We start from the raw sequence: 18,164 nt of genomic DNA, 5'->3' as shown, positions 1-18,164 counted from the left end.
GGGCCCCCGCGCCCCGCCCCGCCCCCGCCGGGGTCGCCGGCGGGGTTCTCAGCTGAGACCCTACGCCCCACCCCCCCCACCCCCCCCCACCCCGGCGCCGCTCCCACCTCACGCCTTCCGGGAATCCCCATGCACAGACGCATCCTCGCCGCCGCCTTGGCCGTCGCCGCCGTGAGCGCCGCGGCCTGCGGTACCGACACCCCCGCTCCTGCCGCCCGCGGTGACACGCTCACCGTCTGGCTGATGAACGGTGACCTCAGCGACAAGGCCACCGCGGCGATCAACGCCGCCTTCGAAAAGGCCACCGGTGCCAAGGTCACCGTGCAGATCCAGGAATGGGACAACATCAACACGAAGATCAGCACCGCACTGGCCCAGGACACCACGCCGGACGTCATCGAGATCGGCAACACCGACGTCCCGCTGTTCGCCGCCAACGGCGCGCTGACCGACCTCAACCCGCACCGCGACGAACTCGCCGCGGGCCAGAGCTGGCTGCCCGGCCTGGCCGGACCGGCCACTGTGGACGGACACCTGTACGCCGCGCCGCTGTTCGCCGGGAACCGGGCGGTGATCTACGACAAGCAGGTCTGGGCCGACGCCGGCGTCACCGCCCCGCCGAAGACCTTCGCCGAGCTCACCGCCGACCTGGACAAGATCAAGGCCAAGCACCCCGCGCCCGACTACTCGGCCTTCCACTTCCCCGGCCGGTACTGGTTCGGCGCGCTGCAGTTCGTCTGGGACGCCGGCGGGCAGATCGCCACCCAGAAGGACGGGAAGTGGACCGGCGCCCTCGAAAGCCCGGAGGCGCTCAAGGGCCTGCAGGCGTGGAAGGACTTCCAGAACGCCTACTCCTCCCCCGCGTCCCGCAACGTCGACACCAAGTCCCCCGACCAGGCCGCCATCTTCTCCTCCGGCGGCGCGGCGGCGATCCTCGACACGAGCGTCAACACCGTGCTCAAGAACAAGCCCGAGCTGAAGGACCGGCTCGGCACCTTCCCGTTCCCGAGCGCCAGCCCCGGGAAGACGCAGCCGGTGTTCCTCGGCGGCTCCGACCTCGCCGTCGCCGCCAAGAGCCGCAACCAGGACCTCGCGCTGGCCTACCTGAAAGCGGCGGCCGACCCCGCCGTGCAACGGGACGCCGTCTCCGGCATCGACGGCTGGACGCCGGTCTCCACCGAGCTGATCGACCGGATCACCCCCGCCCTGCCGCCGCTCAACGCGGCTTTCGCGACCGCGGCGAAGACCAGCGTGGCCACCCCCGCCGCCCCCGGCTGGGCGACCATCGAGAGCGACAAGTCGATCAACACGTTCTTCGCCGACATCGCCACCGGGCGCCGGCCGGTCGCCGACGCGGCCCGGGAGTTCGACGCCCACCTGACCGAGGCCCTGGGCGCCCGCTGACCGGCGGGGTGGCCCGGCCGACCGCCGTCCCCGCCGGGCCACCCCGCCCCTGTCCCGCGAAGGAGACCCCCTGTGCTGCTCGAAAAGGCACGCACCCGGGAAAGAACGCGACGCCCGGCCCTGCTCCCGTACGGCCTGCTCCTGCCCGCCACCGTGCTGCTCGGGCTCGTGCTCGGCTACCCGCTCGTCCGGCTGGTGGTCATTTCGCTGCAGGAGTTCGGCCTGCGGTCCCTGTTCACCGGCAAGACGGGCTTCGCCGGCCTGGACAACTACACCGCCGTGCTCGCCGACCCCCAGCTGCTCCCGGTCCTCGCACGCAGCGTCGGGTTCTGCGCCGCGCTGGTGACCGGGACGCTGGTGATCGGGTTCGCCGTCGCCCTCTTGCTGCAGCGCCTGGGCCGCGGGATGCGCACGGCGGTGACGCTGTGCCTGATCGCGGCGTGGGCGCTGCCGAACGTGGCGTCCACTCTGGTCTGGCAGTGGCTCTTCCAGCCGGGCTACGGCGTGGTGAACTGGCTGCTGACCCGCCTCGGCTTCGGGGACCTCACCCAGCACGACTGGACGACCACCCCGGCGTCGGCGTTCACCCTCGTCTGGCTGCTCGTCGTGTGGCAGTCGGTCCCGTTCGTCGCGCTCACCCTGCACGCCGGCCTGACGCAGATCCCGCGGTCCTACTACGAAGCCGCGGCGCTCGACGGCGCCGGGCCGTGGCGGGTGCACCGCACGATCACCTTCCCCTTCCTGCAGCCGATCCTCGGCCTGGTCACCATCCTCTCGGTCATCTGGGACTTCACCGTGTTCAACCAGATCTGGATCCTCACCCAGGGCGGCCCCGGCGGCGGGACGACGACGCTGGGCATCTGGACGTTCACCCGCGCCTTCAGCCGCAACGACTTCGGCCAGGGCGCGGCGATCGCCGTCGTCTCGGTCGCGCTGCTGGTCGGCCTGACCGCGGTGTACGTGCGCCGGCTCGTCCGGTCCGGGGAGGACCTGTGATCCGGCGGATCGGCCGCAACGCGGCCGCCACCGTCTTCTGTCTCGTGTGGATCTTCCCGGTCTACTGGATGGTGCTCACGGCGTTCAAGCCCGCCGGCCGGATCCTCCGGCCCACACCGGAGTTCCTGCCCGTCGACGTCACCCTGGACAACTTCGCCGGCGCGCTCGCCAAGCCCGGGTTCGTCCAGGACCTGCTCAACAGCGTGGTGGTGGTCGTCGCCGTCGTCGCACTGTCCATCGTGGTCGCTTTCCTGGCCGCGACGGCGTTGACGCGCTTCCGGTTCTTCGGGCGCCGCAGCTTCCTGATCGGCGTGCTGGTGCTGCAGATGGTGCCGGTGCCCGCCCTGGTCATCCCGCTGTTCCTCGGCCTGAAGAGCGCGCACCTGCTGGACACGCTCGCCGGGCTGATCCTGACGTACGTGGCGCTCGTGCTGCCGTTCACGATCTGGACGTTGCGCGGGTTCCTGCACGGCATCCCGGTCGAACTGGAGGAGGCGGCGATGGTCGACGGCGCGACGCGGGGGCGCGTGCTGCGCTCGGTCCTGCTGCCCCTGGTCCTGCCCGGGCTGATCGCGACCAGCGTGTTCGCCTTCATCACCGCGTGGAACGACTTCCTGTTCGCCTACGTGATCATGAAGGACAGCTCGGGCTACACGCTGCCGGTCTGGCTGGTCTCGTTCAGCACCAGCACGGGCACCGACTACGGCGGGCTCATCGCCGCGTCGACGCTGTTCGCGCTGCCCGTCGTCGTCTTCTTCGCGCTCGTGCAGCGCCACCTGGTCGAAGGCATGACCGCGGGCGCGGTGAAGGGCTGATGCTCATCCCCTTCCCCGCGCGGCTGACCCGCCGCGCCGGTTCCTGCGTGCCCACCGGAATCCTGGCCGGCCCCGGCACCCGGGGCCCGGCCCGGCTGCTCGCCGCGTACACCGGCCTGCCGCTTGTCCACAACGGACCGGTCATCCGGCTCGCGCTGAGGCCGGGGCTCGGGCCGGAAGAGTACACTTTGGACGTCACCCCCGAGCACGCGCTGCTCGCCGCGTCCACGGAGGCGGGCCTGCTCGCCGGGGTGCAGACGATCCGCCAGCTGTCCCCGCGGCTGCCGTGCCTGACGATCCGCGACGCGCCCCGGCTGCCCTGGCGCGGGGTGCTGCTCGACGTCGCCCGCCACTTCATGCCGCTGGAGTTCCTGCGCGAGTTCGTCGACCTGCTGGCCCTGCACAAGTACAACGTGCTCCACCTGCACCTCACCGACGACCAGGGCTGGCGGATCGAGATCGACGGCTGGCCGCGGCTCACCGGGATCGGCGCCTGGCGGGCCGAATCGATGGTCGGGCCCGCGGGCAGCGACGTCTTCGACGGCGTGCCCCACGGCGGGTTCTACACCCGGCGGGACCTGCGCGAGCTGGTCGCCTTCGCCGCCGGACGCGGCGTGCGGATCGTGCCGGAGATCGACCTGCCCGGCCACGTGCGCGCGGCCCTGGCCGCCTACCCGTCGCTGGGCAACCGGCCGTCGGTGACGCTGCCGGTGTGGACGGAATGGGGCATCAGCCCGGACATCCTCGGCGTCCACGAGGGCGTGTTCGCCTTCTGCCGGGACGTGCTCACCCAGGTCGCGGACGTCTTCCCGGCGCCGTACCTGCACATCGGCGGCGACGAATGCCCGACCACGCAGTGGGAAACCAGCCCGGACGCGCAGGCCACCGCCGCCCGGCTCGGGGTGCCCCCCGCCGAACTGCACCCGTGGTTCCTCGGCCGGCTGCACGACATCGTCGCGGGCCTGGGCCGGCAGGCGGTGTGCTGGGACGAAACCGGCCACAGCGCGGGCCGCCTGCCCGCGGACCTGGTCGTCACGGCGTGGCGCGACGCCGCCCACGGCGCGCTCGCCGTCGCCCGCGGCCACCGGGTCGTCATGGCCCCGCACACGGCGACGTACTTCGACTACCGGCAGAGCGAGGACCCCGGCGAGCCCCCGCGCGAGCCCGTGACGACGCTGGAGGACGTCTACCGCTTCGATCCCCTGGCGGGCGGGCTCCCGGTCGCCGGCGAGACCGGGCCGGGCATCCTCGGCACCCAGGCCCAGCTGTGGACCGAGCACGCGCCGACCCCCGACCACGTGCGGCACCTGGCCTTCCCGCGGCTGTGCGCGCTGGCCGAGCGGGCGTGGTCGCCACCGGGCCGCGGTTATGCTGACTTCCACCGGCGCCTGACCGGCCACCTCGGCCGGCTGCGCGCGCTGGGAGCCCTGCCGAAGGAGCGCGTCCGGTTCGCCGGCGCGCTCGGAGTACCCGGAAAGACGATGCCTTGACCGCTGCGCCCTCCTCGGGGGCTTCACCCCAGGCCGGGAGCTCCACGAGCCCCCGAGAAGAAGCGGTGACATCCGGCGCTTCGCCCCGAGCCGCGGGCTCCGCCACCCGGACCCCCCGAGAAGCAGCAGTGTCACCCGGGGCTTCGCCCCGAGCCGCGGGCTCCGCCACCCGGACCCCCCGAGAAGCAGCAGTGTCACCCGGGCCTTCGCCCCGAGCCGGGGGCTCCGCCACGCCCACCGTCAAGCGCGACCGCGTCCGGCGGCACCTGCTGAAGGTGATCGAAAACGCCGGCCCCGGCACCGGCCTGGCCTCCGAACGCGACCTGGCCGCCGAGCTGGGCGTCTCCCGGCCGACCGTCCGGGCCGCCATCGACGAGCTGACCCGCACCGGGCTGCTCGTGCGCCAGCGCGGCCGCGGCACGTTCACCAGCCCGCACAAGGTGACCCAGGAACTCGCGACCGGGCTGGCGGTGCCGCCCGCGGAAGGCCACTGGACCAGCCGGGTGGTCGCGTTCGCGGTTTCGCCGGCCCCCCGGTCGCTGGCCGCCGAGCTGGACCTCGAACCGGACACCCCGGTACTGCGCGTCACCCGGGTCCGGGACGTCGACGACGAGCCGATCGCGATCGAAAACCTGGCGCTGCCCGCCTCCCTCGTCCCCGGTCTGCACCCGGCGGACCTCGAGACGGGCAACTTCTACCGGCTGCTGCGGGAACGCTTCGGGATCGCCGTGCAGGACGCGGTGCAGACGATCGAACCGGCGGTCACCAACCCGGACCAGGCCGAGCTCCTCGAAATCGCCGTGTACGCCCCGATCCTGCACATCGAACGGCTCACCCGGGACACCACGGGCCGGATCGTCGAACTGACCCGGTCGGTCTACCGCGGCGACCGCTACCGCATCACCTCGAAACTCCGCTTCGACGCCGAATCCGGTTAGCTTCCGGTAAATAAATCTTCACCGACGGCCGGAAACGCGCGTTCTTAGCCTGCCCTCGTTACTCGAAAGAGTGAAACGTGACCGGCATCCGGGTGACGTCCACAGGGAAACCCCCTCGTCACAGCACGTACCCACCCCGGTGAAACACCATCGAATTGCGCTGTTCGCTTCACCTTTTCGGCGCCCGGGTGAGAACACTTCAACCACGTTGCCGACGCGGCATAGGATTTTCCTTCGGCCGGGAAATCGTTTCCCGCCGCATTCCGAGAATCGAGGACCAACCATGCGAAGACGCATGCTGGGGGCCGCCTTGCCCCTGGTGCTCGCCGCGGCCACCGCCGTCCCGCTGCCCGCGGCCGCCGACCCCGCCCCGGTCTCCGCGCTGACGAAGTCCGTGCAGGGCACCGGTTCCCCCGCCGACCACGGCGCGACCGCGAACTGGGTGATCGGCTACGACGACCACGCCACCACGACCGGTGCCGCCACCATCACCGACGCCGTCGGGGCGGGCCAGGCCTACCAGTCCGGTTCGCTGCACGCGCCGCCCGGCTGGACGCCGCAGTGGTCCACCGACGGCAGCACGTTCACCGGCACCGAACCGGCGTCCGGCGTCACCGCGGTCCGCGCGACGAACCCCGCCGCCGGCCCCGACGCGACCCAGCTGTCCGGCGCCCTCACCCCGCCCGTGCAGGCGGTCACCACCGCCACCGGCGGCGACGGCTTCTCCCCGATCCTGTACCGCACCGCGGGCGGCGCGCTGCAGGCGTGGAACATCTACCACCACCTGGGGGCCACCTCGCCGAAGGTGGTCTGCACCGATCTCGCCTCCGGGGCGCGCTGCCCGGGCGGCCCGTGGCCGAAGGTGCTCAACACCGCACCCGGCCCGCTCGGCACCCTGGGGGCCGGGGACATCGCCAGCACCATGGTCGAGCAGTACGTCCGCGACCCCGCGGCACCCGCGAAGGTCTACTACCCCGCCGTCACCGCGTCGTCCGTCGGCGTGGCCTGCCTCGACATGGCTGCCGCGGCCAACTGCGGGTACTGGCCGCTGGCCACCCTCGGCGGGTCACCGCCGGTGAACAGCATCACCGGGTTCGTGGAGACCGGGGGCAACCTCTACGGCCTGATCAGCAGCGGCGCGGTGACCTGCTGGACCATCGCGACGCAGAGCGCCTGCGGCGGCCAGCCGTACGCGCCGATCACGCCGGCCGCCAACCAGCCGTACGTCTACGGCGCGCTGACCCCGGTGGCGGGCAAGGTGTTCGCGTCGACGTCGAACCCGGGCACCGGGCAGCAGCCGGCGCTGGGCTGCTTCGACCCGGCGACGGCCGGTGCCTGTGCCGGCTGGGCCGCTTCGCGGCCGACGGGACCGGCGGGCAATTTCAACTACAACGCCTACACGGCGTTCAGCACGACCGGGGCCCCGGTGGGCGCGTGCGCGTCGACGACCGGCGGCACCAACGTCACGACGTGCTACGCCCTCGACGGTTCGGCGCTGCCCGCCCCGCCGGGCGCGGCCGCGCTGCCGAACGGGACGTACGTCTTCGACCCCGAGGTCGTCACCGACCCGGGCGGTCACCTGCGCAGCTACCTCCCCGTCTGGAACGGCGGGATCGCGGGGGCCACCGTGTGCCACGACTGGACGACGGGGGCGGCGTGCGCGGGATTGCCGGCGCTGATCACCCACCCGACGGTGAACGGCGGCGCCACCCGGGACTACGGCTACGCGTACGACCCACCGTCGGGCTGCCTGATCGGCTTGGGCGACGCGGGTGTCCTGTTCTCCATGGACCCGGCCACCGGCTCGACGCCGTGCGTCCGCTCCGGCGGGCAGGTGACCCTGCGCCCGGGTGACTTCTACTGCGACGGCGGAAGCCACGTCCAGGGCTACACCTCGGCGCGGCTGACGGGCGTCGACCTGGCGAACGTCGACTTCGCGGCCTCACGCGTGACCGTGGTCGACCAGGACGGCGCCGTGGTGCCGACCGCGGGCTTCGCCCCGGACGGCTCGGTCGACCTGACCGGGGTGTCGGTGACGGCGCACCCGCAGATCACCGTGACGACCACGCTGGTCCTGCACAGCGCGGCCGGCTTCAGCGGATCGCTGGTGGTCGACTTCACGGGCGACGCACCGCAGCTGTGCTTCCACACGAAGATCTCGGCGGACTGCACGGTGACCTCGGTGGCGAACACGGCGACGGGCACGGACTCGACGGGTTCGTTCACGTCCAACACGGTGACGCTCCCGGTGGCACCGGGCGCGACGTGCACGCCGAAGGTGACGGTGGAGAAGGAGATCTGCACGGCGATCCACCCGGCCCAGTGCGGCCCGGGCGGCGCGGGTCCGTGGGCGAAACAGGCCCCGGTGGGCCTGCTCGGGGTGCTCGCGGCCTCGGCGTACTGGCGGATCACGGTGACGAACCAGGGTCCGGTGGGGATCACGTCGGCCCAGGTGCTGGACACGGTGGAGCCGTCGTGCCAGACGGGTCCGTTCAGTCTGCAGGCGGGTGAGACGAAGCAGGTGTACTGCGCGACGTACGCGTTGCTGAGCCTGTTCCCGATCACGAACAAGGCGAAGGTGAGCTACGTGCCGGTGAACGTCCCGCCGGGGACGCCACCGTCCACAACGGACTGGTCGTCGGCGAAGGCGTGTTCGCTGCTGTGCAGCCTGTAGGGAGGTGAAGTGACGGCCCGCGGGGGCACTCCCCGCGGGCCGTCGTCACACCGCGACGGCGTCTTCCGCGACCGTCTCCGCCGGCTTCGGGCCCACCGCCGGGGCCAGCAGCACCGCGCACAGCGGGACCGCCATCGCGATCGCCGCCACCACGAACACCGGGAACAGGAACGAGAACACCTCCACCCCCGCCGGGTCCGGGGCGGTCATGTCCATGTTCATCCGGACCGCCGCCATGCCCGTGTAGTGCATGCCCGTCACCGCCGCGCCCATCACGAACCCCGCCAGCAGGCGCAGCGAAAGCCGGTCCAGGAACACCGCGAACCACAGCGCCGCCGTGGCCGCCACCACCGCGATCACCACCGACAGCGCCACCAGGCCGCCGTCGTAGCCGAAGTCGCCCTTCACCCGCAGCGCCGACATTCCCGTGTAGTGCATGACGTTCACCGCCAGGCCGGTGACCACGCCGCCGAGGGCCAGGCGCCACCAGCCGAACTTCGCGCGGCCGCCCACCACCAGCAGGCCGGCGAACACCGCCGTCACCGAAAGGACCGCCGACAGCACCGTGCGGAAGATGTCGTAGCGGACCGGCATGCCCGGGGTGCTGAAGCCGAGCATCGCGACGAAGTGCATCAGCCAGATGCCGACGCCGCCGATCGAGACCGCCGCCAGCACCAGCCACCGCAGGCGGTGGCGGGGATCGGCCGCGTAGCGGGCCTGCACCGCGCACGCCAGCCCGAGCGCGCAGCCGACCACCGACGTCAGGTACGCCAGCACCAGCAGCCAGTGCCCCAGCGCGAAATGCTCCATCGCGATGTCCTCTCTACAGGTCGCGCAGCCCGTGCAGCACGCGTTCCATCAGGTCGTGGCGCTCGTCCCAGGTGGCGGTGTCCGACAGCGTGTCCCGGACGATCACCAGGCTGTCCTGCATCAGGTCCGACACGAGCACGCGGACCACGCCGAGCGGCAGCGCCAGCAGCGCGGCGATCTCCATCAGCGACCGCGGCCGGATGCACAGTTCGAGGACCTCCGCCTGCGCGCTCGACGTCAGGTAAGCGGCCTCCGCCCGGCCGTCCCCGGTGGTCTCGACCAGCGCTTCGACGGCGATCTCGACCGCCGGTGCCGTCCGGCCTTCGGTCCACGCGTAGGGGCGGGCCAGTGCCGCGCTGCGGCGCGGCTCGTCCCCCGGCGGGTCGTCGATCACCGGTGGTCCTGGGCCACCGGTATCTCGCGCGCGGGCACGTCGACCTTCTGCCCCACCCGCTCGACCAGCATCGTCATCTCGTAGCCGACCAGCCCGATGTCGCAGCCGGTCGAGGCGAGCACGACCAGGTTCGAGCCGTCGCCGACGCTCATCAGCAGCAGGAACCCCTGCTCCATCTCGATCACCGACTGCACCACCCGCCCGGCGGTGAACAGCTCGGCGGTGCCGAGCGACAGGCTGGACAGCCCGGCCGCGATGGCCGCGAGCTGGTCGGCGCGCTCGCGGGGCAGCGCGTCGTCGGCGGCCACCAGCAGGCCGTCGGCGGAGACCAGCACGGCGTGCGCGATCCCCGACACGTCCTGGACGAACCCGTTGACCAGCCAGTTCAGCGTCGCCGTCCGTTCGGGCGCGACGGCGGGACCGGGCAGCGTCCCGCTGAGGGACCGGGACGGCGGTGCGGGGTGTCGAGCGTGCAGTTCCGTCATCGCGGATCCACTTCGTCCTTTCCGGGTTGATCGGCGCGGGCCGCAGTCTCCTGCCGCGCCGCGCGCATGCCCTGGTAGTGCCGGGAGAGACTGCTGCGCACGGCGGCGGCGTCGCGGAACGGCGCCCCTCCGGACGGTTCCCGCACGCGCGGGACGACCGCCCCGGGAGCGAGCTGCGCCCCCGGCCGCCGGGTGGGCAGCCCGGCATCGGTGAGCCGCTGCGCGGCGGCGGGCTGGAGAGCGCTTTCGGCGGCCTGCCGCATGCGGTCGGCGGGGGTGTCCCAGCTGCCGACTACGGCGGCGGTTCCGGCCGGCTCCGGGAGCCCGGCGGCGCGGTGCTGCGGCGGGGTTTCGGCGAGGGCGGGTGCCGCCGGCGGCTCCGCGAGGGGGATGCGGTCCGCCGGAGCCGATGTTTCTTCGGCTGGGTCCGCCGGAATCGCCCGGTGGGCTCCGGAGGTTTCGCTCGCCGGCTCGGCCGGCGTGACCTGATCGGCCGGGACCGCGCCGGTCTCGGCGGCCGACGGCCACCGAACGGGCGGGATTTCCCCCGGCGTGGCCCGATCGGCCGCGGGCGGTTCGGCTGTGACCGGCCGTTCCACCGGTGGCGTCACGCCGTTGCGCCGGACCACCGGCTTGACCGCCGGCTCGGTGAACCAGCTCGTCACCACCTGCTCGAAGATCGGCGTCGATGCCTGCGCCGGGACCTCCGGGGCCTCCGGGGAACGCGGGTGACCGTTGCGGGACGGCAGGCGGCCCGCGCCGATCGGGCGGGCCAGGTCCGCCAGCACCAGCGCGCCCGGGACGTGGACGCTCGCCGTCACGCCCGCGTGGCGGGCCGCCGTTCCCGTGGCGCGCAGCCGGACCGTCACCCCGTGCAGGGCCGCCAGCCTGCCCACCACGAACAACCCCATCCGGCGGGTCGTCTCCGGGCCCACCGTGCCGGCCGCCGCCAGGCGGTCGTTCACCGCCGCCAGTTCCGCCGGGGTCATGCCCAGGCCCTGGTCGACGACCTCGATCAGCAGCCCGCCGACGGCGCCGCGGTCGGCCGTGAGGGCCACCTTGTGCTCCGGCGGGGAAAACCGCGTCGCGTTCTCCAGCAGCTCCGCGAGGATGTGCACCACGTCCGCCGCCGCCTCCGGCTGGACCGCGCCGCGGGGCGCGTTGCCCATGGCCACCCGGCGGTAGTCCTTGACCTCCGAGGTCGCCGCGCGCAGCAGGTCGCGCGCCGGCACCGGCTCGCGGCCGTGGCGGACCGGGCGGCCGCCCGCCAGGACGTGCAGGTTCTCGCCGTTGCGGCGCAGGCGGGTCGCGATGTGGTCGATGCGGAACAGCTCGTCGAGCCGCCGCGGGTTCTGCTCGCCCGCCTCGAGGTCCTCGATGATCGACAGCTGCTGCTCGACCAGCGACTGGCTGCGCCGCGACAGCGTCATGAACATCTCGCTGACCTGCTTGCGCAGCTCGGCCTGCTCGACGGCGAGCCGGACCGCCTGCCGGTGCATGTCGTCGAACGCCCGCGCCAGCTGCCCGATCTCCTCCTCCGTCCGGACGCCGGAGTCGGGCACCTGCCGCCAGTCGACGTCGTGGCCCTCCCGGACCTGCCGGACGGTCTCCGGCAGCTGCTCGTTCGCCGCGCGCAGGGCGGCCGCGCGCAGCCGGCGCACGGGTGTGACCAGCGACCGCACCACCAGCAGCGCGATCGCGAGCGCGCCGAGCAGCGCGCCCAGGACCAGGGCGGTGTCCCGCAGGGAGTCCGACCTCGCGTCGTCGGCGGCCGCCGACACGTTCGCCGCCAGCTGCCCCGCGACGTCGTTCAGCACGGCGGTGACGCCCGCGGCTTCGGCGGTGATCGAGGGCAGCAGCGACGCGAGCGGGCGGCCGCCGCCCGGTTCCTGCAGGGCGTCGAGCCGGCTGTCGGCGGCGCCGGTCGCCGCGGCGAACTTCGCCAGCTGGGCGCCGGTCAGCTGGTGCTCCGCCTGTTCGGCGAGGACCTCCTGCTCGGCGGCGGTCTGGATGACGGCCGGGCGCAGGGAAGCGTCGTCGGGGCTGGTCTGCGCGGCCCGCCGGTAGGTCTCTTCGGTGGCCAGTTCACCACGCAGGTGCACCAGCAGCCGGGTGGTCTCCGCGCCGGCGGCGTCGGACGGGACGAACGCGGGCACGAGGTCGCCCAGGGTGGAGATGATGTCGTTGTAGCCGGCGGCCTTCGTGCGGACGTCGCCACCACCGGCGCCGGCCGCGCGGATCCCGGCGAGCTTGCCCAGCGCGGTGTTGAGCGCCCGGCCGGTGTCCGCGGCCAGCGGCGCGAAGCCGGTGTCGCGCTGGACCGCGGCCACCTTCGCGTCGACCGCCGCGGTCAGCGTGTCCGGCGCGCCCGCCGGGACCGCGACCGCGGCGACCATCTCCTCGCCCAGCGACGCGGTCAGGTCGATCGTGTCGCGCAGCACCGGCAGCCGGTCGCGGGCCGCGCTGAGCGCGGTCGCCCGGTCGAGTTCGCCCTGGATCCGCAGGTCCGCGAGCGCCACCGCGACCAGGACCGGCAGCAGCAGGACGACGCTGATCTTGGTGCGGACGCTCCAGTGCGCCGGCCACCACGCGGCGTCCGCCGGGCGGCGGGGCGTGGCTCTGCTTTCGTGCATGGCGGAATCGCTCGATTTCCCAGCCGCGCGCACGGCTGACGTCGAACTCGGACAGGACGCGGATCCCCAGGGAAGACGTGGCGTTGATCAGGCCGACCAGCAGAAGACATCACGTCCGGCGTCCTTGTCAACCCTGCGCGGCGGCGTTTCGGAACGCGCGGATCGAATTGTTTCCGCGGTTCACGGATTGTGTTCCCGTGGTCGCTGCTTGCACACCGTTCAACCACGTTGGCCCAGCTCCCGGGCGTACTGGGCGGTAAACCAAGCCCGGCTCACCGCTGGCGGCAGAATTACCCACGGCAGTCGCCGGGGCGAATTCGGCCATTGTTCGAATGGTGTGTTATTAATTCTCGCCGCGCCCGGGTGGGGTCACGGGCACGGGGTGCGGCAGAATCCCGGCCGTGACCGATGTGGACCTGGACACCGGCGCCGCGCACGGCAAGCGCGTCGGCTGGGTGGAGCTGTACTTCGACCTGGTCTTCGTGTTCGCGGTGGGCCAGGTGGCGCACAGCATCGTCGCGGACCCGCACTGGGGGCGCATCGCCGGCGCGCTGGGGCTGTTCGCCACGCTGTGGTGGACGTGGATCGGCTTCGCCGTGCTCTACAACCGCCGCGGGGACGACAGCCGCGTGGCCGACCGGCTGTTCGTGCTGGCCGGCACCCTTCCGTGCGCGATCGCCGCCACCCAGGTGCACCACGTCTTCGAGGGACACCCCACGGTCTTCGTGGCGGCCATGGCCGGCGTCCGCGTGATCCTGGCGGCGGCCCACCGGTGGCCCGTGCGGCCCGGCCTGGACCAGCGCCGGATCAGCACGGGGTACGCGATTTCCGCGGTGCTGTTCGCGGTCTCGGCGGTGGTGCCCCACGGCTGGGGGCTCTGGACGGTCGCCCTGCTCCAGGAGGCCGGGTTCCTGCTCCTCGGCGGCCGGCGCCGGGGCGCGCGCGGGGAGCGGCCGAGCGCCCAGGAGCGGCGGCGGGCGATGTTCGACGGGCCCCGCGACCCGAACCTGGCCGTCGACTCCGGCCACCTCGCCGAACGCTTCGGGCTGTTCATGATCCTGCTGCTCGGCGAGCTGGTGATCACCGTCGGCACGGCCGCGCTCGAGCGCCCGGCCGACGACTTCGCCTACTGGGCGGCCATGGCCGGCGGCCTGGTCCTCGCCGGCGCGCTGTGGTGGCTGTACTTCACCTCGGCCGCGGAGCTGTCGGAGAAGATGCTCGGGCTCTCCGGCGGCAACCCCGCGCTCGCCTATTCGCTGTACGCGGGCGGCCACCTGACACCGGCGTTCGCACTGCTGCTCGTCGCGGCGGGGCTGAACCTGTCCCTGCACGATTCCCCGCCGGCCGCGGCGGTCTGGCTGCTGACGGCGGGCCTGACGGTGTACATCGCCGGCACCCGCGTCTTCGCGGCCGACCCCGGCCGCTGGTACCAGCGGGCGGCGCGGATCGCGTCACTGGTGGTCACGGTCAACCTGGCCCACCTCGCCCGGATCCTGCCGACCCCGGCGGTGGTCGTGGTGGTCGCGGTGTGGGGCGTCGGCATGACGGCGGTCAGCACGGTGGTGCGCCGCCGGGCGATCGAGCGGCTCGGGGACAACCCGTTGGCGTTCCTGCGCAACCGCAACGCATCGGCGCGGTGACCGCTCGGGGGTTGGCCCGCCGGTACTCCTCGGCGGGATGCCGCCCCCGTCGGACCGTAGGGAAACTGGCGCCGGGATACCCGATCGACCCACGGCCAAACTTTTTTCCGCCGACCTTAGTTTGCGCGACGCAACGATGAACGCGAATCCCTTTCGTCCGCTTCGAGCGCCCCGGCAAACCCCTCGAAAGCGGCAATCGCGGCGGCGCGTGCGGCCGGGTCGAGACGGCCGAGGACGTCCGCCAGCACCCGGCGGCGGTCGCGGTCGACCCGGTCCACCAGCTGCCGCCCGGCCGCGGCCGGAGCCAGCAGCGTCTCCCGCCGGTTGAGCGGGTTGGGGGCCTTTTCCAGCAGGTTCAGCGCGACCAGCCGATCACACGCCCGGGTGACCGAGGACGGATTGAGCGCCAGTTCGCGCGCCACCCGGCCCATGGTGACCGGGGTCCGGTCGACCACCACCCGCAGCGCGCGGAACTGGGTCAGGGTCAGCCGCTCGGTGTTCCGCTCGACGGTGACGTCGGCGATCATCACCATCGCCCGCAACACCGCCAGCGCCGCGTCGGTGCCGTCTTGCTCCCGCCACGTTTGCGTCACGCAAGTATGATAGACGGCGAAAGCGGGTACAGCGATTCGTGAGCGCCGACGGCGACCCACGAAAGGAGGCGTCCGCGCCGGTGAAACCGGATCCCGGGCACGTCGAGGCCACGGCCCTGCGCGACTACGTCGAGACCGTCGCCGAGCTGCTGCGTGTCGAACCGGCTGCGTCGTGGAGCGAACACGGCAGCCCGTCGACCGCCTACATCGCCCTGGCCGCCCGGCACGCGGGCCGGTTCCTGATGCTGCAGTGGACCGACCGTGGCGGGTGGTGCCTGGCCGTGGAACCGGACGGCGCGGAAGAGCCGGCCGTCCTGGCCCGGTGGCCCGAGCCGGTGCGGCCGCGGCCCGCCGTGGTGGCCCGCCGGGTGCACGAGGCGCTCACCGAAGCGGCATCGCACGCCAAAGGGAGTACTCATGAGCCAGACAGTCGGTGACTACCTGCTCCAGCGCCTGCGCGAGTGGGGCGTCGAGCAGGTCTTCGCCTACCCGGGTGACGGCATCAACGGGATCGTCGCCTCGTTCGGCAAGGCGGACAACCAGCCGCGGTTCGTGCAGGCCCGGCACGAGGAGATGGCCGCCTTCTCGGCCGTCGGCTACGCGAAGTTCAGCGGCAAGGTCGGCGTGTGCCTGGCCACCTCGGGCCCGGGCGCGATCCACCTGCTCAACGGCCTCTACGACGCCAAGCTCGACCACGTCCCGGTGGTCGCGATCGTCGGGCAGACCGCCCGCAGCGCGATGGGCGGCAGCTACCAGCAGGAGGTCGACCTGCAGGCGCTCTACAAGGACGTCGCCAGCGAATACCTCGTCGAGGTCAACGTCGCCGAGCAGCTGCCGAACGCGCTCGACCGGGCCATCCGGACGGCCGAGTCGTCCCGCTGCCCGACCGCCCTGATCATCCCCGCCGACCTGCAGGAGGAGCCGTACTCCCCGCCGCAGCACGCGTTCAAGCAGGTGCCGTCCAGCCCGCCGGGCACGGCGTGGTCCCGGGCGGTCCCCGCGGAGGCGGACATCGAGGCGGCGGCCGAGGTGCTGAACGCGGGTGAAAAGGTGGCCGTCCTGATCGGCCAGGGTGCGCGCGGCGCGGCCGAGGAGGTCCGCGAAGTCGCCGAGATCACCGGCGCGGGCGTGGCGAAGGCGTTGCTGGGCAAGGACGTCCTGCCCGACGACCTGCCGTGGGTGACCGGCTCGATCGGGCTGCTCGGCACCCGGCCGAGCTACGAGATGATGCGCGACTGCGACACGCTGCTGATCGTCGGCTCGAACTTCCCGTACAGCCAGTTCCTGCCGGACTTCGGGCAGGCGCGCGCGGTGCAGATCGACCTGGACGGCCGGTTCATCGGGATGCGCTACCCGACCGAGGTCAACCTCGTCGGGGACAGCGCGGGCACCCTGCGCGCCCTGCTGCCGCGGCTGAAGAGCAAGCCGGACCGGTCGTGGCGCGAGACGATCGAGAAGAACGTCGGGTCCTGGTGGGACACCGTCGAGAAGGAAGCCGCCGTCGACGCGCAGCCGGTGAACCCGATGGCGGTCGTGTCCGAGCTGTCGAAGCGGATCCCGGAGAACGCGATCGTCACCGCGGACTCCGGCTCCTCCACCAACTGGTACGCGCGCAACCTGCGCATCCGCGGCGACATCCGCGGGTCGCTCTCGGGCACGCTGGCCACGATGGGCCCGGGCGTGCCGTACGCCATCGGGGCCAAGTTCGCGCACCCCGACCGGCCGGTGATCGCCCTGGTCGGCGACGGCGCCATGCAGATGAACGGCCTCGCCGAGCTGATCACCGTCGCCCGTTACCAGCACCTCTGGAGCGACCCGCGCTGCGTGATCTGCGTCTTCCACAACAACGACCTCAACCAGGTCACGTGGGAGCTGCGCGCGATGGGCGGGGCGCCGAAGTTCGAGGAGTCCCAGAGCCTGCCGGACGTCGACTACGCCGGGTTCGCGCTGTCACTGGGGCTCGCGGCCGTCACGGTGGACAAGCCGGACCAGCTGGCCTCGGCCTGGGACACCGTGCTCACCGCGGGCAAGCCGGCCGTGCTGGACGTCCGCTGCGACCCGGACGTGCCGCCGATCCCGCCGCACGCCACCTTCGAACAGGTGAAGTCGGCCGCCCAGGCCGTCCTCAAGGGCGACCCCGACGCGTTCCACCTCGTCGCCCAGGGCGTCAAGACGAAGCTGCAGGAGTTCCTGCCCGGGAAGAACCGATGACGACGATCGAACGGGTCGGCGCCCGGGCCTACCGGGTGCCGACCCCGGCGCCCGAGGCCGACGGCACGCTGGCCTGGGACGCCACCACGATCGTCGTCGTGCACGCCGAAGCCGGCGGGATCCGCGGGCTGGGCTGGACCTACGCCGACGCGGCCTGCGTGCCGCTCGTCGAAGGCGTGCTCGCGGACGCCGTCCGCGGCCGGCCGGTGCTCGACGTGCCCGCCTGCTGGGCCGCGATGCAGCACGCGATCCGCAACCTCGGCCGGCCGGGCCTGGTCTCGTGCGCGATGTCGGCCGTCGACATCGCGTTGTGGGACGCCGCGGCCCGGTCGCTCGGGCTGCCGGTGAGCCGGCTGCTCGGCCGGGTGCACGACGAGGTCGCGGTGTACGGCAGCGGCGGCTTCACCACGCTCTCCGACGACGAGCTGGCCGCGCAGCTGGACCACTGGGTCCGGCAGCAGCGCATTCCGCGCGTGAAGATCAAGATCGGCGAGTCGCCGGACCGCGATCTCGCCCGGGTCGCGCTGGCCCGCAACGCGATCGGCGACGACACGGCGCTGTACGTCGACGCCAACGGTGCCTACTCCCCCGGCCGGGCGCGCCGCGTCGCCGAGCGGCTGACGGAGTACGGCGTCACGTGGTTCGAAGAACCGGTTTCGAGCGACGACCTGCCCGGGCTGGCGGCGACGCGCTTCCCCGGCGGCCCGGACATCGCCGCCGGGGAGTACGGCTACGACCTGCCCTGTTTCGCGCGCCTGCTGCCGGTGGTCGACTGCCTGCAGGTCGACGTCACCCGCTGCGGCGGGTTCACCGAATGGCGGCGGGCCACCGCCCTCGCCGCGGCGGCCGGCCGGGACGTCTCGGCGCACTGCGCGCCGAACCTCTCCGCGCACGCCGCCGCGGCCACCCAGAACTTCCGGCACATCGAGTGGTTCGCCGACCACGACCGGATCGAGCGGCTCTTCTTCGCCGGCTGCCTCGACCCGGACGGCGGAACCGTGGCTCCGGCGATGGCCGCGCCCGGGCACGGGCTCACGTTACGGCCCGAGGCCGCGGCCGAGTACGCACTCTGAAGGAGGAT

At 72.9% G+C, this 18,164-nt stretch carries 15 protein-coding genes; 10 read left to right on the top strand and 5 right to left on the bottom strand.

Going from position 1 to position 18,164, the window contains the following annotated elements; genetic code table 11:
• The first annotated feature begins 129 nt into the window (after nt 1-129).
• From ABZW17_RS39470 to ABZW17_RS39445, 6 genes are all read left to right on the top strand, one after another.
• Complete coding sequence (locus tag ABZW17_RS39470; protein ID WP_354825843.1) at nt 130-1,404, top strand: extracellular solute-binding protein; 1,275 nt, start codon at nt 130-132, stop codon at nt 1,402-1,404.
• A 72-nt stretch (nt 1,405-1,476) separates the two neighbouring features.
• Complete coding sequence (locus tag ABZW17_RS39465; protein WP_354825841.1) at nt 1,477-2,400, top strand: sugar ABC transporter permease; 924 nt, start codon at nt 1,477-1,479, stop codon at nt 2,398-2,400.
• Complete coding sequence (locus tag ABZW17_RS39460; RefSeq protein WP_354825838.1) at nt 2,397-3,215, top strand: carbohydrate ABC transporter permease; 819 nt, start codon at nt 2,397-2,399, stop codon at nt 3,213-3,215. The genes ABZW17_RS39465 and ABZW17_RS39460 overlap by 4 nt, the downstream gene beginning before the upstream one ends.
• Complete coding sequence (locus tag ABZW17_RS39455; protein ID WP_354825835.1) at nt 3,215-4,705, top strand: beta-N-acetylhexosaminidase; 1,491 nt, start codon at nt 3,215-3,217, stop codon at nt 4,703-4,705. The genes ABZW17_RS39460 and ABZW17_RS39455 overlap by 1 nt, the downstream gene beginning before the upstream one ends.
• 191 nt (nt 4,706-4,896) lie before the next feature.
• Nucleotides 4,897-5,643, top strand: coding sequence for a GntR family transcriptional regulator (locus ABZW17_RS39450; protein ID WP_354825832.1), 747 nt, complete (start codon nt 4,897-4,899; stop codon nt 5,641-5,643).
• A 283-nt stretch (nt 5,644-5,926) separates the two neighbouring features.
• Nucleotides 5,927-8,317: a hypothetical protein gene (locus tag ABZW17_RS39445; RefSeq protein WP_354825829.1), complete on the top strand. Its 2,391-nt coding sequence runs from the start codon at nt 5,927-5,929 to the stop codon at nt 8,315-8,317.
• A gap of 45 nt (nt 8,318-8,362) precedes the next feature.
• On the opposite strand, the gene ABZW17_RS39440 is transcribed toward ABZW17_RS39445, so the two are convergent.
• The 4 genes from ABZW17_RS39440 to ABZW17_RS39425 are packed head-to-tail and all read right to left on the bottom strand — an operon-like array spanning nt 8,363 to nt 12,639.
• Nucleotides 8,363-9,127 (bottom strand): MHYT domain-containing protein, encoded by a 765-nt coding sequence (locus ABZW17_RS39440; protein WP_354825826.1) that lies wholly within the window; start codon nt 9,125-9,127, stop codon nt 8,363-8,365.
• 13 nt (nt 9,128-9,140) lie between these two features.
• Nucleotides 9,141-9,521, bottom strand: a complete 381-nt coding sequence (locus tag ABZW17_RS39435; protein ID WP_354825823.1) for a DUF742 domain-containing protein — start codon at nt 9,519-9,521, stop codon at nt 9,141-9,143.
• Nucleotides 9,518-10,006 carry a roadblock/LC7 domain-containing protein gene (locus tag ABZW17_RS39430; RefSeq protein WP_354825820.1) on the bottom strand — a complete coding sequence of 163 codons (489 nt, stop codon included), beginning with the start codon at nt 10,004-10,006 and terminating at the stop codon, nt 9,518-9,520. The genes ABZW17_RS39435 and ABZW17_RS39430 overlap by 4 nt, the downstream gene beginning before the upstream one ends.
• Nucleotides 10,003-12,639 carry an ATP-binding protein gene (locus ABZW17_RS39425; protein WP_354825817.1) on the bottom strand — a complete coding sequence of 879 codons (2,637 nt, stop codon included), beginning with the start codon at nt 12,637-12,639 and terminating at the stop codon, nt 10,003-10,005. Before ABZW17_RS39425 ends, ABZW17_RS39430 begins: the two co-directional genes overlap by 4 nt.
• A gap of 401 nt (nt 12,640-13,040) precedes the next feature.
• Between ABZW17_RS39425 and ABZW17_RS39420 the strand changes: the two genes are divergently transcribed.
• On the top strand, nt 13,041-14,279 hold the full coding sequence (locus ABZW17_RS39420) for a low temperature requirement protein A (protein ID WP_354825814.1): 1,239 nt from the start codon (nt 13,041-13,043) through the stop codon (nt 14,277-14,279).
• 116 nt (nt 14,280-14,395) lie between these two features.
• Here the strand turns inward: ABZW17_RS39420 and ABZW17_RS39415 are convergent, their stop codons facing one another.
• Nucleotides 14,396-14,872 (bottom strand): MarR family transcriptional regulator, encoded by a 477-nt coding sequence (locus tag ABZW17_RS39415; protein ID WP_354825812.1) that lies wholly within the window; start codon nt 14,870-14,872, stop codon nt 14,396-14,398.
• Nucleotides 14,873-14,952: 80 nt separating this feature from the next.
• On the opposite strand from ABZW17_RS39415, the gene ABZW17_RS39410 reads away from it, so the two are divergent.
• From ABZW17_RS39410 to ABZW17_RS39400, 3 genes are read left to right on the top strand one after another with little or no spacing between them, the layout of a single operon-like run.
• Complete coding sequence (locus ABZW17_RS39410) at nt 14,953-15,309, top strand: DUF6292 family protein (protein ID WP_354825809.1); 357 nt, start codon at nt 14,953-14,955, stop codon at nt 15,307-15,309.
• On the top strand, nt 15,290-17,083 hold the full coding sequence (locus tag ABZW17_RS39405) for a thiamine pyrophosphate-requiring protein (protein WP_354825807.1): 1,794 nt from the start codon (nt 15,290-15,292) through the stop codon (nt 17,081-17,083). The genes ABZW17_RS39410 and ABZW17_RS39405 overlap by 20 nt, the downstream gene beginning before the upstream one ends.
• Nucleotides 17,080-18,156, top strand: a complete 1,077-nt coding sequence (locus ABZW17_RS39400; protein WP_354825804.1) for an enolase C-terminal domain-like protein — start codon at nt 17,080-17,082, stop codon at nt 18,154-18,156. Before ABZW17_RS39405 ends, ABZW17_RS39400 begins: the two co-directional genes overlap by 4 nt.
• The last annotated feature ends 8 nt before the right edge of the window (nt 18,157-18,164 follow it).

The sequence above is a fragment of the Amycolatopsis sp. NPDC004625 genome (assembly GCF_040609695.1).
Taxonomy (GTDB): domain Bacteria; phylum Actinomycetota; class Actinomycetes; order Mycobacteriales; family Pseudonocardiaceae; genus Amycolatopsis.
Note: the sequence above shows the minus strand (reverse complement) of the source record. Positions and strands in the feature narration are given on the sequence as shown.

Excerpts from the sequence above, each read along its gene's own strand:
- ABZW17_RS39430 (WP_354825820.1), bottom strand. The coding sequence starts at position 10,006 with ATGACGGAACTGCACGCTCGACACCCCGCACCGCCGTCCCGGTCCCTC.
- ABZW17_RS39445 (WP_354825829.1), top strand. The coding sequence starts at position 5,927 with ATGCGAAGACGCATGCTGGGGGCCGCCTTGCCCCTGGTGCTCGCCGCG.
- ABZW17_RS39455 (WP_354825835.1), top strand. The coding sequence starts at position 3,215 with ATGCTCATCCCCTTCCCCGCGCGGCTGACCCGCCGCGCCGGTTCCTGC.
- ABZW17_RS39405 (WP_354825807.1), top strand. The coding sequence starts at position 15,290 with ATGAGCCAGACAGTCGGTGACTACCTGCTCCAGCGCCTGCGCGAGTGG.
- ABZW17_RS39400 (WP_354825804.1), top strand. The coding sequence starts at position 17,080 with ATGACGACGATCGAACGGGTCGGCGCCCGGGCCTACCGGGTGCCGACC.
- ABZW17_RS39440 (WP_354825826.1), bottom strand. The coding sequence starts at position 9,127 with ATGGAGCATTTCGCGCTGGGGCACTGGCTGCTGGTGCTGGCGTACCTG.
- ABZW17_RS39425 (WP_354825817.1), bottom strand. The coding sequence starts at position 12,639 with ATGCACGAAAGCAGAGCCACGCCCCGCCGCCCGGCGGACGCCGCGTGG.
- ABZW17_RS39470 (WP_354825843.1), top strand. The coding sequence starts at position 130 with ATGCACAGACGCATCCTCGCCGCCGCCTTGGCCGTCGCCGCCGTGAGC.